At 60.4% G+C, this 16,062-nt stretch carries 11 protein-coding genes; 9 read left to right on the top strand and 2 right to left on the bottom strand.

Features of this window, described 5'->3' with window-relative positions:
* Positions 1 to 170: 170 nt before the first annotated feature.
* The 7 genes from AABM55_RS17285 to AABM55_RS17255 all read left to right on the top strand — a co-directional run bounded on the left by AABM55_RS17285 (position 171) and on the right by AABM55_RS17255 (position 11,321).
* Positions 171 to 821: an N-acetyltransferase gene (locus AABM55_RS17285; protein ID WP_054597871.1), complete on the top strand. Its 651-nt coding sequence runs from the start codon at positions 171 to 173 to the stop codon at positions 819 to 821.
* Positions 822 to 886: 65 nt separating this feature from the next.
* Positions 887 to 2,614, top strand: coding sequence for an autotransporter assembly complex family protein (locus AABM55_RS17280; RefSeq protein WP_347927087.1), 1,728 nt, complete (start codon positions 887 to 889; stop codon positions 2,612 to 2,614).
* Complete coding sequence (locus AABM55_RS17275; protein ID WP_347927086.1) at positions 2,611 to 6,282, top strand: translocation/assembly module TamB domain-containing protein; 3,672 nt, start codon at positions 2,611 to 2,613, stop codon at positions 6,280 to 6,282. Before AABM55_RS17280 ends, AABM55_RS17275 begins: the two co-directional genes overlap by 4 nt.
* Positions 6,283 to 6,563: 281 nt before the next feature.
* Positions 6,564 to 7,037, top strand: a complete 474-nt coding sequence (locus AABM55_RS17270) for a MarR family winged helix-turn-helix transcriptional regulator (protein ID WP_054598367.1) — start codon at positions 6,564 to 6,566, stop codon at positions 7,035 to 7,037.
* On the top strand, positions 7,034 to 8,509 hold the full coding sequence (locus AABM55_RS17265) for an efflux transporter outer membrane subunit (protein WP_347927085.1): 1,476 nt from the start codon (positions 7,034 to 7,036) through the stop codon (positions 8,507 to 8,509). Before AABM55_RS17270 ends, AABM55_RS17265 begins: the two co-directional genes overlap by 4 nt.
* Before the next feature lie 15 nt (positions 8,510 to 8,524).
* Positions 8,525 to 9,727 (top strand): HlyD family efflux transporter periplasmic adaptor subunit, encoded by a 1,203-nt coding sequence (locus AABM55_RS17260; RefSeq protein WP_103317218.1) that lies wholly within the window; start codon positions 8,525 to 8,527, stop codon positions 9,725 to 9,727.
* 64 nt (positions 9,728 to 9,791) lie between these two features.
* The gene (locus AABM55_RS17255; protein WP_347927084.1) at positions 9,792 to 11,321 is read left to right on the top strand and encodes a DHA2 family efflux MFS transporter permease subunit; all 1,530 of its coding nucleotides are present in this window, start codon (positions 9,792 to 9,794) and stop codon (positions 11,319 to 11,321) included.
* A gap of 80 nt (positions 11,322 to 11,401) precedes the next feature.
* Here AABM55_RS17255 and AABM55_RS17250 read toward each other — a convergent pair whose 3' ends face one another.
* Together AABM55_RS17250 and AABM55_RS17245 are read right to left on the bottom strand one after the other, a co-directional pair.
* Positions 11,402 to 12,151 (bottom strand): UDP-2,3-diacylglucosamine diphosphatase, encoded by a 750-nt coding sequence (locus AABM55_RS17250; RefSeq protein ID WP_054597865.1) that lies wholly within the window; start codon positions 12,149 to 12,151, stop codon positions 11,402 to 11,404.
* Complete coding sequence (locus AABM55_RS17245) at positions 12,148 to 12,651, bottom strand: peptidylprolyl isomerase (protein WP_054597864.1); 504 nt, start codon at positions 12,649 to 12,651, stop codon at positions 12,148 to 12,150. The genes AABM55_RS17250 and AABM55_RS17245 overlap by 4 nt, the downstream gene beginning before the upstream one ends.
* A 278-nt stretch (positions 12,652 to 12,929) precedes the next feature.
* Here AABM55_RS17245 and AABM55_RS17240 point away from each other — a divergent pair, with 278 nt between their 5' ends.
* Positions 12,930 to 14,627: a glutamine--tRNA ligase/YqeY domain fusion protein gene (locus AABM55_RS17240; RefSeq protein ID WP_054597863.1), complete on the top strand. Its 1,698-nt coding sequence runs from the start codon at positions 12,930 to 12,932 to the stop codon at positions 14,625 to 14,627.
* A gap of 20 nt (positions 14,628 to 14,647) precedes the next feature.
* Entirely contained in the window at positions 14,648 to 16,030 is a 1,383-nt protein-coding gene (gene cysS, locus AABM55_RS17235) for a cysteine--tRNA ligase (protein WP_019689810.1), read from the top strand.
* Positions 16,031 to 16,062: the final 32 nt, after the last annotated feature.

Raw genomic sequence — 16,062 nt, 5'->3', positions numbered from 1 at the left:
GCAGTCCTGGCAAAAGTGCGATGCTAGCTGACATGTACGAAGTCAGCCAGCATGGCAGTAGGGCAGATGCACTGCTAATGTCCTTTAGTGTGGGAACGATCAGCTTTGTAGCGGGTTCGTACTTATAAGAACGGGGCCATTTTAGCCCCGCTCAGGGGAGATAGACCGTCATGCCTGAAACCTCAACTGCCATTGCTGATGTCCACCGGCTCGACAGTGGCTATTCGCACGAAGCTCGCTCCTTGCTGTACCACGCCTATCGACACGAGCCAGTCTTCAAGTACCTGTTCGAGGCTGAACGCCCTGGCTATGAACACCGGGTGCGAGCCACGATACGGGAACTGGTCGAACAGCATTTTGTACAGGAATTGCCGGCGATCGGTCTGCTGATCAATGACCGGTTGATCGGCATTGCGCTGATCGCGCCGCCGCAACGTCGTCTGGGCATCACCGAAAGTTGGGCCTGGCGCCTGCGGATGGTGCTGAGCGCCGGGTTGCGTTGCACCCGGCGTTATCTGGAGTATCACGCGGCGGTGGCGGCCTGCCTGCCATCGGACTCGGTGCATGTCTTGCCGTTGCTGGGGATTCATCCGGAGTTTCAAGGTCGGCACTTCGGCGAGCAGTTGCTTACAGCCGTGCATAACTGGTGCGCCGTCGACGAGCATTCCCAAGGTGTAGTACTCGACACTGGGAATCCGCGTTATCTGGAGTTCTATAAGCGGCAGGGTTATGAAGAGATTGGCGAGGTCGCTGTAGGGCCTGTTCTCGAACACGTGTTTTTCCACGCCAATCCGCAGGTGTTGCACAGCGCAACGGGTTGAGATCGAATTATTGTTCAGATTGTTCGCTCTATCACGCCCCCACGCTCGTGATAGCATCCGCGCCTATGAAGTTTCCAGGAAGATTTACCAGCGGTTTGCTCATGCTGTTCAGCAGTGTAGCGGCCCTGGCGCAAAGTGAATTGGACGTCAGGATCAAACCGTCCAACGATGAACTGAAGGCCAATATAGAGGGCTATATCGGCGGCCTCGGCGATCGCGATGAGGAAGCCTTGTTGCGCTTTCGTCGTGGCGCCGAAGAGCAGGCCCGCAAGGCCGCCCAGGCCTTGGGTTACTACCAGCCCCATATAGAAAGCGAAGTCAAAAACGGCAAGTCGCCAACGTTGGTGTTGAACATCGACCCCGGCGAACCGGTGCATTTGCGCAACGTGACCATTCGTGTCGACGGCCCGGCCGCGAGCCTCAAATCCTTTCGTGTGCCCAAGAGCGACCTGCTCAAATCCGGTGCTGTGCTTAATCACGGCCATTACGAAGACGCCAAGCGGCTGATCCAGAATCAGGCTTCGCGCTTCGGCTTTTTCAGTGGGCGCTTTACCAGCCAGAAACTGTTGGTCGATCCTCGGGCCGGTGTCGCCGACATCGAGCTGATTTACGACAGTGGCCCGCGTTATGCCTTGGGCAAGGTCAGTTTTACCGGCGATACGCCGTTCGACGAAGACCTGCTGCAACGCATGGTGCCGTTCAAGAGCGGCGCACCGTATGACTCCGAACTGATCGCCGAACTCAATCAGGCGTTGCAATCGAGCGGCTACTTCGACGCGGTGCGGGTGGATGCGGCACCGACTGCTGCGGCCAATGATGTGATTCCGGTGGCGGTCAAACTCGACACGCGCAAACCGCGCACCATGGGCCTGGGGCTGGGCTTTTCGACGGACGTCGGGCCACGGGCCAAGGCCAACTGGACCCGGCACTGGGTCAACGCCGAAGGCCACAGTTATGGCTGGGAAGCGGAAGTCTCGGCGCCACGGCAGAACGTCGGCCTCTGGTACGACGTGCCACTGGATCCGCCGCTCACCGACAAGCTGCGCTTTGCCGGTGGTTATCAAAATGAAGAACTGGCCAACACTGACAGTCTGAGCAAATTGCTGACCGTAGGCCCTGAATGGCACAGCAAATTGCCCAGCGGCTGGCAGCGGGTGATCTCATTGAAATGGCAGCGCGAGGAATATCGCCTGGGCGACGATTCGGGCCTGAGTACCTTGTTGATGCCCGGCATCAGTTATTCCTATCTGCGCAGTGACAACCGCATCGACCCGCACAACGGTTACCGCTTGCAGTTCGAGAGCAAGGTGGCCAAGCAAGGGGTGGGTTCGGACAATAACGTGGTGTATGGCACTGCATTGGTCAAAGGCATCACCACGGTGTGGGACAACCATCGGTTCCTCGCTCGTGCACAGTTAGGTGGCAGTGCCACCAATGGTTATCGAACCATACCGCCGTCATTGCGCTTCTTTGCCGGTGGCGATCAGAGCGTGCGCGGTTACGACTATCAGAGCCTGTCGCCGGAAAACTCCGCTGGCGAGCGCGTGGGTGGGCGTTACATGGTGGCTGGCAGCGTCGAGTATCAATATTCCATCGCCGAAAAATGGCGTATCGCAACCTTTGTCGATCAGGGCAACTCGTTTAACACGCTGGACCTGCCGAGCCTCAAGACCGGGGTCGGCGTCGGCGTGCGCTGGGTTTCGCCGGTCGGGCCGATCCGCCTCGACCTGGCCCATGCGCTGGATGATCCCGGTGGTATTCGTTTGCACTTTTCCATGGGGCCTGAGCTGTGAAGCGTGGTTTGAAAATAGCGCTGCTGGCGATGCTCTCGCTGGTGGCGTTGCTGTTGCTGAGCATCGGTGCCTTGCTCGGTACACAAGCAGGCAGCCGTTGGACGCTGGGCCAAGTGCCGGGTTTGAGCGTGGAGAATTTCCAGGGTCGCCTGGGCGGCCAATGGAGTGCCGATCATTTGCTCTGGCAGCAAACGGGCAGTCGGGTCGAGCTGAACAAGCCATTGTTCGCCTGGTCGCCACTGTGCCTGCTGCGCATGACCCTGTGCATCGAGCAATTGAAGGCTGAGCAAGTCATTCTGCAATTTGCCCCGAGCAGCGAAGCCAGCAGCGGGCCGATCAGCCTGCCCGAGTTGAAATTGCCGGTGGCGATCCAGTTGGGCGAGGTGCAGATCGGCAGCCTGTTGCTCAACGGCAGCGAGCAGCTCAAAGACCTGCAACTGGCCGCGCACTGGACGGCCAAGGGCTTGCAGATCGACTCCGTACATCTGCAACGCGACGACCTCAGCCTGGATTTGTCCGGGCTGCTGCAACCAACCGGCAACTGGCCGCTCAGCGTCGAAGGCAAGCTGACCTTGCCGGCACCGGGTAAAGCACCGTGGACGCTGGCGCTGAAAGTCGACGGCGATTTGTTGAAAACCCTGAACCTGCGCGCCGACAGCAGCGGTTACCTGCAAGGTCAACTGACGGGTGAGTTGCAACCACTGGTGGAAAACCTGCCGGCCAAGGTGCGGATTACCGCCGATGGCTTCAAGGCCAGCGCGGATTTGCCGGACACCTTGCAGCTCAATCAGCTGGAACTGACCGGCAACGGTGACCTGAAAAGCGGTTATCAGTTGCTCGGCAAAGCGACATTGCCAGCGGAGCAGGGCCCGGTCGCGTTGCTGCTGCAAGGCAAGGTCGACGCCAAGGGCGCGCAGATCGCCGGGCTCGATCTGAGCGCCAATGACACGCAAAACCTCAAGCTGAGCGGCCAGCTCGATTGGTCCGAGGGGCTGAGTGCCGAGGCGAAAATCGATTGGCTGGACTTCCCGTGGCATCGGTTGTACCCGCTGATCGCCGAACCCCAGGTGGCGCTGCGCAGCTTCAATGGTCAAGTGTCCTACCGCGACGGCAACTACCTGGGCAACTTCAAGGCGGCGCTGGATGGTCCGGCCGGAGCGTTCAGCCTGAGCAGTCCGTTCAGCGGCGACCTGACGAAAATCTTCCTGCCGGAATTCAAACTGGTGGCCGGGCAGGGCAAGGCCGAAGGGCATTTGAACCTGCAGTTCGCCGATGGCATTGCCTGGGATACTGCGCTGGATTTGTCGGCGATCAACCCGGCGTACTGGCTGGCGGAGCTGCCGGGGACCCTCGCCGGTCCGTTGCGCAGCAAGGGTGAAATGAAAAACGAACAACTGAGCCTCAACGCCGATCTCGACCTCAAGGGCAAGCTGCGCGGTCAGCCGGCCGTCTTGCAAGCCAAGGCCGATGGCGCGGGTGAGCGCTGGAACCTCAGCGCGCTGCACATTCGTCTGGGCGATAACCGCATCGATGGCAGCGGCAGTCTGCAACAGAAACTCGCCGGCCAGATCGACATCAAGGCACCACGTCTCGGCCAGCTCTGGCCGCAGTTGCGCGGTCAGCTCAACGGTCGGGTCGACGTCGCCGGCAACCTCAAGGCACCGCAAGGCAAACTCAGCCTGCAAGGCGTGCAGTTGGCGTTCGACGACAATCGCCTGCAAAGCCTGAACCTCGACGCCAGTCTTGACAGCGCGCAACGGGCGAAGATCGACCTCAAGGGCAGCGGCATTCAGGCCGGCGACACTCAACTGGGCACGCTGACCGCCAGCGGCCAGGGCGATATCAAAAGCCAGAAGCTGCAACTGGACCTGCTGGGCCCGCAACTGAAACTGGCGCTGGGCCTCGACGGCAATCTGGATAAAGGCAATTGGCGCGGCCGTTTGGCCAGTGGCGACATACAGGCTGGCGGCCAGGACTGGAAGCTGCAAAATCCGGCAAAAATCGAACGCCTGGCCGACGGCAAGCTGACCTTCGGCGCGCATTGCTGGATGTCCGGGCAGGCCAGCCTGTGCGGCGAAGACCAGCGGCTGATGCCCGAACCGAAGCTGCGTTACCACCTCAAGCAGTTTCCAATCGACAGCCTCGCGCAATGGCTGCCGAAAGATTTTGCCTGGCACGGCAAGCTCAATGCCGATGTGCAACTCGACCTGCCGGCCAGCGGCCCGAAAGGCCAGATCATGGTCGATGCCAGCGGCGGTACGCTGCGCATGAAGGAAAAGGATCAGTGGCTGGATTTCCCTTACCAGACGCTGAAACTGACCAGCACCCTGACCCCGAAACGCATCGACACGCAGCTCGACTTTGTCGGTGGCAAGTTGGGCGAGCTGATGGTGCAGGCGCAGATCAATCCATTACCCAAGAGCAAACCGCTGAGCGGCTCATTCCGTTTGAGCGGTCTGGACCTGTCGGTGGCGCGACCGTTTGTGCCGATGGTCGAGAAACTGACCGGGCGCTTGAATGGCAGCGGCAGTTTGTCGGGCGGGCTGCTGGCGCCGCAGGTCAATGGCAACCTGACCCTCAGTGACGGTGAGATCTCTGGCCCACAGCTGCCGACGCGATTCGAAGCGTTGCAGCTTCAGGCGCAGATTGCCGGTGAGAGCGTGCAACTCAACGGCGGCTGGAAAAGTGGCAAGGCCGGGCAGGGCAGCTTGAACGGGCATGTTGCCTGGGGTCAGGCGTTGGTGGTGGATCTGAGCCTCAAAGGCACACAACTGCCGGTCACGGTCGAGCCGTACGCCGTGCTGGAAGTGGCGCCGGACCTGAAAATCTCGATCAACAACGACAAACTGGCGATTGTCGGCAAGGTGCAGGTGCCCAAGGGCGAAATCACCGTGCGTGAGTTGCCGCCATCAACGGTCAAGGTCTCCGATGACACGGTGATCGTCGGTCACCAGACCGAAGCGGGCAAACCGCCGATGGCCATGGCAATGGACATCGATGTGGCGGTCGGTGAGGACAAGCTCAGCTTTACCGGGTTCGGCCTGACGGCGAACCTGCAAGGTCATGTGCACATCGGTGACAACATGGACACCCGCGGCGAGCTCTGGCTCAACGATGGCCGTTATCGTGCGTACGGCCAGCGCCTGACGGTACGGCGAGCGCGGCTGCTGTTCGCCGGGCCCATCGATCAGCCGTATCTGGACATCGAAGCGGTGCGCCAGACCGACGACGTGATCGCCGGTATTCGCCTGAGCGGCAGCGCCGAGCAGCCGACCACGCAGATCTTCTCGGAACCGGCGATGAGCCAGGAACAGGCATTGTCCTATCTGGTGCTTGGGCGTCCGCTGACCAGCAATGGCGAAGACAACAACATGCTGGCTCAAGCTGCGTTGGGACTGGGCTTGATGGGCAGTTCCGATCTGACCGGCAGTCTGGCCAAGGATCTGGGCATTCAGGACTTCCAGCTCGACACCCAGGGCAGCGGCACCACCACCAGCGTGGTGGCCAGCGGCAACCTCTCCGAGAAACTCAGTTTGCGTTACGGCGTCGGCGTATTCGAACCGGCCAACACCATCGCCTTGCGCTACAAACTGAGCAAAATGGTCTACCTGGAAGCCGCCAGTGGCATCGCCAGTTCGCTGGATATCTTCTACAAACGGGATTTCTAAGCCCGTCCCCGATTGGGGCCGCTCCCTGTGGCGAGGGGGCTTGCCCCAAATCTGCAATCACATTCGTTCAGGCACACGTCGATTTTGATATCGACGGCTGCTGCGCACCCGAACGGGGCGGTGCGGCGTTTCGACAACCCCCCTCGCCACAATGATTGCGATCTTATTCCCGCCATTTATCAGCTAATTACAAAGCCTCCTAACTATTGCGTTGACATTCGCTGCCTAAGCAGTAATATCTGGACATACTTTCCCTGCCTAGGCAGCTAATGGGTGGTCAGATGAAACATTTCACGCCAGACGAATTCCAGAATTGCCACCTCGGTCTCTTGCTCGGGCGCGCCGCGCTGCTCAAGGACCGAATCATCGATACGCACATGGAACCCCATGGCATCACCGCCGCGCAGTTCAAGGTGCTGATCATCATGGCCCAGTTTGGCGTCGATACCCCGGCTGAGCTGTGCCGGCACCTGTCACTGGACAGCGGTTCGATGACCCGCATGCTCGATCGTCTGGAACAGAAGGGATTTCTCTCCCGCCAACGCTGCGAAGGCGACCGCCGTCAGGTACGGCTGGTACTGACCGGGGAAGGCCAGAAGCTGGCCGACCGTCTGCCGCATATCGGTGCCGAGGCGATGAACGAACTGGCAGGCGCCATCACTCCAGAAGAGTTGAAAACCCTGGAGCAGATCCTGAAGAAAATTTTGCTGGCGGCCGGTGATCCGATCACCGTGCTGCGGGTAGGTGACAAATGAGCAGTAAAACCTTGCGTACTCGCGTCAGCCTGGTGCTGTTGGCCATGAGCCTGGCCGGGTGTGCCAGCTACAGCGGCCTGAACACCCAAGGCGTGAGCCTCGATGCGAAAACCCTCAAGGCCGGGCAGTCCCTTAACGGTGTCAGCCTGTCGCCGGCGGCCTGGCCAAAAAGCGACTGGTGGAGAAGCCTTGGCGACCCGCAGCTCGACAGTCTGATTCGCGAAGCCCTGCACGACAGCCCGGACATGCAGATCGCCGACGCCCGTGCCCACCAGGCCAGCGCCGCCGCTTATGCCGCCGATGCCGCGCGGATGCCGACCCTCGACGCCAGCGCCAGTGTCAGCCGCTCGCGCCTGGCGCGTGACAAGGACCCGACCGGAGCGGGCGGCAACTACGCCACGGTGCGCAGCATCGGTGCCAGCTTCAATTACACCTTCGACCTCTGGGGCGGTCAGCGTGCCAACTGGGAAGCGGCGCTGGGCCAGGCCCGCGCGGCTGAAGTCGATCAGCAAGCCGCGCAACTGACCTTGTCGGCCGACGTCGCCCGCGCCTACAGCAACCTCGGGCAGGCCCATATCGTTTATGACCTGGCTAACGACGACCTCAAGCGCACCCGGCAAATGCTCGATCTGAGCAAGCGCCGGCTGAGCTCCGGTATCGACAGCCAATACCAGTATCAGCAAACCGAAAGCCTGGAGGCCAGTTCCGAAGCGACGTTGATCGACGCTGAAAAGACCCTGCAGAGCGCGAAAATCGCCCTGGCCGTGCTGCTCGGCAAAGGCCCGGATCGTGGTAACGAGATTGCCCGACCGAAAGTCCTTCAGGCCAGCGCCGTGGCATTGCCATCGACGTTGCCGGCTGAATTACTCGGTCGTCGCCCTGACCTGATCGCCGCGCGCTGGCGGGTCGAGGCGGCGAGCAAAAGCATCGACGCCGGCAAGACAAAGTTCTACCCGAACCTCAACCTGAGCGCCGCCGCCGGTACCGAATCGTTGTTGGGTGACGCCCTGTTCGGCTCGGCGAGTCGCTTCTTCAACATTATGCCCACCGTGTCGTTGCCGATCTTCGATGGCGGCCGCTTGCGCGCCAACCTCGATGCACGCGACGCCGACTACGACCTCGCCGTTGCGCAGTACAACAAGACGCTGGTGAAAGCCTTGGGGGATGTCAGCGACACGATTTCCCAGTTGCGTGACATCGGTCGGCAGATTGGTGCGCAGCAACACGCCACCGACATTGCCCAGGATTCTTACAACACGGTGGTCCAGCGTTACGGATCCGGCATCGGTAACTACCTGGACGTGCTCAGCATCGAGCAGCAATTGCTCCAGGCCCAACGTCAGTTGGCGAACCTGAATGCCGAGCAGATCGATCTGTCGATTCAACTGATGCAGGCACTGGGCGGCGGCTTTCAAGCCGACACCCTGGCCACGGCCACCCCATCCGCAGCGCCTGCCACGCTGAATCAATAATTCAAGGTACTTGTCATGGCCACTATCGAAAACAACCCAACGCCTGAAAGCGCCCAAGACGCGGGCAATCCAGGCAAACGCAAATTCATGCTGCTGGTGCTGACGGTCCTGGTGATTGTTGGCTGCCTGGGTGTCTGGGGCTGGCACGAACTCTACGGACGCTGGAGCGAAAGCACCGACGACGCCTACGTCAACGGCAACGTGGTGGAAATCACGCCGTTGGTCACCGGTACGGTTGTCAGCATCGGTGCGGACGATGGCGATCTGGTCCACGAAGGTCAGGTGCTGGTCAACTTCGACCCGAACGACGCGCAAGTCGGCCTGCAAAGTGCACAAGCCAATCTGGCCCGCACCGTGCGCCAGGTACGCGGCCTGTACAGCAATGTTGATGGTATGAAAGCCCAGGTCAACGCCCAGAAAGCCGAAGTGCAGAAGGCTCAGGACAACTTCAATCGCCGGAAGAATCTGGCGGCGGGCGGGGCGATCTCCCAGGAAGAACTGTCCCACGCACGGGACGACCTGACCTCGGCGCAAAACGCCCTGGCCAATGCCCAGCAGCAACTTGCCACCACCAGCGCGCTGGTCGACGACACCGTGGTTTCGTCCCACCCGGACGTCCAGGCCGCCGCTGCGCAAGTGCGCCAGGCTTACCTGACCAACGCCCGCAGCACGCTGATCGCGCCGGTCACCGGTTATGTGGCCAAGCGCACCGTCCAGCTGGGCCAACGGGTCCAGCCGGGGACTGCGCTGATGGCGGTGATCCCGCTGGATCAACTGTGGATCGACGCCAACTTCAAGGAAACCCAGCTGCGTGACATGCGCATCGGTCAGCCGGTAGACATCGAAGCCGACCTCTATGGCAGCGAAGTGAAATACAACGGCACCATCGACAGCCTGGGCGCCGGGACCGGCAGCGCGTTTGCCTTGCTGCCGGCGCAAAACGCGACCGGTAACTGGATCAAGATCGTTCAGCGGGTGCCGGTGCGGATTCACATCAACGCCGAGCAACTGGCCCAGCACCCGTTGCGGGTCGGTCTGTCGACAATGGTCAACGTTAACCTGCGCGACCAGAGCGGTCCGGTGCTGGCGCAGCAATCGCCACAAAAAGCTTCGTTCAGCACCAACGTCTACGACCGTCAGTTGGCCGAGGCCGACGCAATGATTAGCCGCTTGATCCACGACAACAGCTCACTGGCGGCCAAAACCGCTCAACGCTGATTCGCCAATCCCTCAGCTGCGGCCGTAACGGTCGCAGCGACTGCCTCGTTTCAAAGGATTCGCGATGAGTACTAACGCGTCTTTCAAACCGCCCAGCCTGGTGCTCAGCACCATTGGCCTGTCGCTGGCGACCTTCATGCAGGTGCTCGACACCACCATCGCCAACGTGGCCTTGCCGACTATTTCCGGCAACCTGGGCGTGAGTTCGGAGCAGGGCACCTGGGTCATCACCTCGTTCGCCGTGAGCAACGCCATCGCGCTGCCGCTGACCGGTTGGTTGAGTCGGCGTTTTGGCGAAGTGAAGCTGTTTCTGTGGGCGACCATTCTCTTCGTGCTGGCGTCGTTCCTCTGCGGTATCTCGACCTCGATGCCCGAACTGGTCGGCTTCCGCGTGGTGCAAGGGTTGGTGGCGGGGCCGTTGTATCCGATGACCCAGACGCTGCTGATTGCGGTTTATCCGCCGGCGAAACGGGGGATGGCCCTGGCGTTATTGGCGATGGTCACGGTGGTCGCACCGATTGCCGGTCCCATACTCGGTGGCTGGATTACCGACAGTTATAGTTGGCCGTGGATTTTCTTCATCAACGTGCCGATTGGCGTGTTCGCGGTGATGGTGGTCAAGCAGCAGCTCAAGGAGCGTCCGGTGGTCATCAGTCGTCAGCCGATGGATTACATCGGTCTGTTGACCCTGATCATTGGTGTCGGCGCGTTGCAGATCATCCTCGACAAAGGCAATGACCTGGACTGGTTCGAGTCGAACTTCATCATTATCGGTGCGGCTATTTCGGTGATTGCGCTGGCGGTGTTCGTGATCTGGGAGATGACCGACAAGCACCCGGTGGTGAATCTGCGGCTGTTTGCCTATCGCAACTTCCGCATCGGCACCATCGTGTTGGTCTTCGGTTACGCCGGGTTCTTTGGTATCAACCTGATTCTGCCGCAGTGGCTGCAAACCCAGATGGGCTACACCGCGACCTGGGCCGGATTGGCAGTGGCGCCGATCGGTATTCTGCCGGTGCTGATGTCGCCCTTTGTCGGCAAGTACGCGCACCGGTTCGACCTGCGGCTGCTGGCCGGGCTGGCGTTCCTGGCAATTGGCCTGAGCTGCTTCATGCGCGCCGGCTTCACCAATGAGGTGGACTTCCAGCACGTGGCACTGGTGCAGTTGTTCATGGGGATTGGCGTAGCGCTGTTCTTCATGCCGACCCTGAGCATTCTGATGTCGGACCTGCCACCGCATCAGATCGCCGACGGCGCGGGGCTGGCAACATTCCTGCGGACCCTGGGCGGCAGTTTTGCGGCATCGCTGACCACCTGGATCTGGATCCGTCGCGCTGATCAGCATCACGCTTACCTGAGTGAAAGCCTCAGCACGTTTGATCCGGCAACCCGGGACACGCTGAATACGCTGGGCGGGGCGGGCAATCCGGCGTATGCGCAGCTTGACCACCTGCTGACCAGCCAGGCGTACATGCTCTCCACCGTGGATTACTTCACGCTGCTGGGCTGGGGCTTTATGGGATTGATTCTGCTGGTGTGGCTGGCCAAGCCGCCGTTTGCGGCGAAGGCGGGGCCGGAGGCGAGCGGACATTGATAAGGGGGATGAGGGGACGTAGCAGCTGCCTCGCAAGCTCGACAGCTGCTACGGGCTGAGTTGTGGTGTTTACGGGCCGCTCAGCTACCTGGCAACGCCAGCTGCGGGTTCACAAAATCAAACGCCGCCAGCTGAAACCCTTGCTCATCCACCTGCAACGCCCACCCCTGGCGATCCCAATCCCCCAGCACAATGCGCTTGGCGGCTTGCTCGCCAATCTGCAATTTGTGGATGGCGGGGCGGTGGGTGTGGCCGTGGACCAGGGTTTTCACGCCGTATTGCTGCATGATCCGCGGGATTTCCTCGGGGGTCACATCGACGATGTCGTTGGCTTTCATCCGGGTTTGCGCGCGGCTTTCGCTGCGTAGCTTACGCGCCAGTTTGCGGCGGGTGCGCAGCGGCAGATGGCGCAGGATGAACAAGCTGATGGGGTTGCGCAGGTAACGGCGCAGTTTCATGTAGCTTTCGTCGCGGGTACACAGACTGTCGCCGTGCATCAACAGCACCGGCTCACCTGCAAGTTGCACGACACTCGGATCCTTGAGCAGGGTGCAGCCGGCTGCTTTGCAGAAGGCCTTGCCGAGCAGAAAATCACGATTGCCGTGCATCAGAAAGATTGCCGTGCCGCTGTCGCTAAGTTCGCGCAGGGCCTGGCAGATGGAGCGTTGGAAGGGGCTCATGGCGTCGTCGCCAATCCACACCTCGAAAAAGTCGCCAAGAATGTACAGCGCTTGCGCCGAACGGGCGCGGGTGGCGAGCAAATCCAGAAACGCCCGGGTAATGTCCGGGCGCTCCTCTTCCAGATGTAAATCTGAAATCAGCAATATCACTCAATGATCTCGGCTTTCTCGATGATCACGTCGTCTGCTGGTACGTCCTGGTGACCGGACTTCATGGTGGTCGAAACACCTTTGATCTTGTCGACAACGTCAGTGCCTGCAACCACTTTACCGAATACCGCGTAGCCCCAGCCCTGTGCGGTTTTGCCGCTGTGGTTGAGGAAGCTGTTGTCAGCGACGTTGATGAAGAACTGTGCGGAAGCCGAATGCGGCTCCATGGTGCGGGCCATGGCGACGGTGTACTTGTCGTTGGAAAGACCGTTGTCAGCTTCGTTCTGGATGCTTGGACGCTTGTCTTTCTTTTCCTTCATGCCTGGCTCGAAACCGCCGCCCTGGATCATGAAGTTGCCGATGACACGGTGGAATACAGTGTTCTCGTAGTGGCCGGCTTTAACGTATTCAATGAAGTTGGCCACGGTGATCGGGGCTTTCTCGGCGTTCAGTTCCAGGACGATGTCGCCGTGGTTGGTGGTCAGTTTGACTTGAGTCATGATCGATACTCTTTTAAGGAGAAACGTTTTCAAGGAATTCGTGGCTTTCGGGGCGCTGCGAGACGCGTGCGAGCCCCTGCCTGTTTGGCAAAAAATCGCCAAGGTGCGCAGTTTAGCGTGATGGTCGCGAATTTCGAGGCTGTTTTTCATATCCAGTGGATTAAAAGCAGCAGTTTTAGGGCCTGCTCTGTCAGGCGCTTGACCGCATCGGCTATGATAGCGGCTTTGTTTTGTCAGGCCCTTTATTCTGGCCACGCACTTGTACGTTCAAGGATCCTATGAGCAAGCCGACTGTCGACCCCACCTCGAATTCCAAGACTGGCCCTGCCGTGCCGGTCAATTTCCTGCGCCCGATCATCCAGGCGGATCTGGACTCGGGTAAGCACACGCAGATCGTCACCCGTTTCCCGCCTGAGCCCAACGGCTACCTGCACATCGGTCACGCCAAGTCGATCTGTGTGAACTTTGGCCTGGCCCAGGAGTTCGGTGGCGTGACGCACCTGCGTTTCGACGACACCAACCCGGCCAAGGAAGACCAGGAATACATCGACGCCATCGAAAGCGACGTCAAGTGGCTGGGCTTTGAGTGGTCCGGTGAAGTGCGCTATGCCTCGCAATATTTTGACCAGTTGCACGCGTGGGCGGTCGAGCTGATCAAGGCGGGCAAGGCCTACGTCGACGACCTGACCCCTGAACAAGCCAAGGAATACCGTGGCAGCCTGACCGAGCCGGGCAAGAACAGCCCGTTCCGCGACCGCTCGGTTGAGGAAAACCTCGACCTGTTCGCCCGCATGAAGGCCGGCGAGTTCAAGGACGGCGCACGCGTGCTGCGGGCCAAGATCGACATGGCCTCGCCGAACATGAACCTGCGCGACCCGATCATGTACCGCATCCGTCATGCCCATCACCACCAGACCGGTGACAAGTGGTGCATTTACCCGAACTATGACTTCACCCACGGTCAGTCGGACGCCATCGAAGGCATCACCCATTCGATCTGCACCCTGGAGTTCGAAAGCCATCGTCCGCTGTACGACTGGTTCCTCGACAACCTGCCAGTACCGGCGCACCCGCGTCAGTACGAGTTCAGCCGTCTGAACCTGAACTACACCATCACCAGCAAGCGCAAGCTCAAGCAGCTGGTCGATGAAAAGCACGTCAATGGCTGGGACGATCCGCGCATGTCCACGCTGTCGGGTTTCCGTCGTCGTGGCTACACGCCGAAATCGATCCGCAACTTCTGCGAAATGATCGGCACCAACCGTTCCGACGGCGTGGTTGACTTCGGCATGCTCGAATTCAGCATCCGTGACGACCTTGACCACAGCGCCCCGCGCGCCATGTGCGTACTGCGTCCGCTGAAAGTCGTGATCACCAACTACCCGGAAGGTCAGGTCGAAAACCTCGAACTGGCGTGCCACCCGAAAGAAGACATGGGCGTGCGTGTTCTGCCATTCGCCCGTGAGATCTACATCGACCGTGAAGACTTCATGGAAGAGCCGCCGAAGGGCTACAAGCGCCTGGAGCCTGCCGGTGAAGTGCGCCTGCGCGGCAGCTACGTGATCCGTGCCGACGAAGCGATCAAGGATGCCGATGGCAACATCGTCGAACTGCGTTGCTCGTATGACCCTGAAACCCTGGGCAAGAACCCTGAAGGCCGGAAGGTCAAAGGCGTGATTCACTGGGTGCCGGCCGCGGCCAGCGTCGAGTGCGAAGTGCGTCTGTACGATCGCCTGTTCCGTTCTCCGAACCCGGAGAAGGCCGAAGACAGCGCCAGTTTCCTGGACAACATCAACCCTGACTCACTGCAAGTCCTCACCGGTTGTCGTGCTGAACCCTCGTTGGGCAATGCACAGCCGGAAGACCGTTTCCAGTTCGAGCGCGAAGGTTACTTCGTCGCGGATATCAAGGACTCGAAACCGGGCGCTCCGGTATTCAACCGTACCGTGACCCTGCGTGATTCGTGGGGCCAGTGATCAAGTCTTAAGGAACAATCGTGCTTACGATCTACAACACGCTCACCAAGAGCAAAGAAGTCTTCAAGCCGCTGGATGGCAACAAGGTGCGCATGTACGTCTGCGGGATGACCGTGTACGACTACTGCCACCTGGGCCACGGCCGCAGCATGGTCGCGTTCGACCTGGTGACCCGCTGGTTGCGGTTCAGCGGTTACGACCTGACCTATGTGCGCAACATCACCGACATCGACGACAAGATCATCAACCGCGCCCGTGAAAACGGCGAGTCGTTCGAAGCGTTGACCGAGCGCATGATCGCGGCAATGCACGAAGACGAGTCGCGCTTGAACATCCTCAAGCCGGACATGGAGCCGCGCGCCACCGGCCACATTGCCGGCATGCACGCGATGATCCAGACCCTGATCGACAAGGGCTACGCCTACGCGCCGGGTAACGGCGACGTGTACTACCGCGTCGCCAAGTTCATGGGCTACGGCAAGCTGTCGCGCAAGAAAATCGAAGACCTGCGCATCGGCGCCCGCATCGAAGTCGACGAGTCGAAACAGGACCCGCTGGACTTCGTCTTGTGGAAAGCCGCCAAACCGGGTGAGCCGAGCTGGGAATCGCCATGGGGCGCCGGGCGTCCGGGCTGGCACATCGAATGCTCGGTGATGTCGACCTGCTGCCTTGGCGAGACTTTCGATATTCATGGCGGCGGCAGCGACCTTGAGTTCCCGCACCACGAAAACGAAATCGCCCAGAGCGAAGCGGCCACCGGCAAGACCTACGCCAACGCGTGGATGCATTGCGGGATGATTCGCATCAATGGCGAGAAGATGTCCAAGTCCTTGAACAACTTCTTCACCATTCGCGACGTGCTCGACAAGTACCACCCGGAAGTCGTGCGCTACCTGCTGGTATCGAGTCACTACCGCAGCGCGATCAACTACTCGGAAGACAACCTCAAGGACGCCAAAGGCGCTCTGGAGCGTTTCTACCACGCGCTGAAAGGCTTGCCGACGGTTCCGGCCGCCGGTGGCGAAGCCTTTGTCGAACGTTTCACCCAGGTGATGAACGACGACTTCGGCACGCCGGAAGCCTGCGCGGTGCTGTTCGAGATGGTGCGCGAGATCAACCGTCTGCGTGAGAGCGATCTGAATGCAGCGGCAGGTCTGGCGGCACGCCTGAAAGAACTGGCCAGTGTGCTTGGCGTGTTGCAGCTTGAAGCCGATGACTTCCTGCAAGCCGGCGCTGAAGGCCGGGTTGATGCAGCAGAAGTCGAGGCGCTGATTCAGGCGCGCCTGACCGCCCGTGCCAACAAGGACTGGGCCGAGTCGGACCGCATCCGCGACCAGCTCACCGCCATGGGTGTGGTGCTGGAAGACGGCAAGGGCGGCACGACCTGGCGCCTGGCTGACTGAAGCCTGCTTGAGCTAAAAACAAAACCCGCCTA

Source organism: Pseudomonas helvetica (genome assembly GCF_039908645.1).
Classification (GTDB): domain Bacteria; phylum Pseudomonadota; class Gammaproteobacteria; order Pseudomonadales; family Pseudomonadaceae; genus Aquipseudomonas; species Aquipseudomonas helvetica.
Note: the sequence above shows the minus strand (reverse complement) of the source record. Positions and strands in the feature narration are given on the sequence as shown.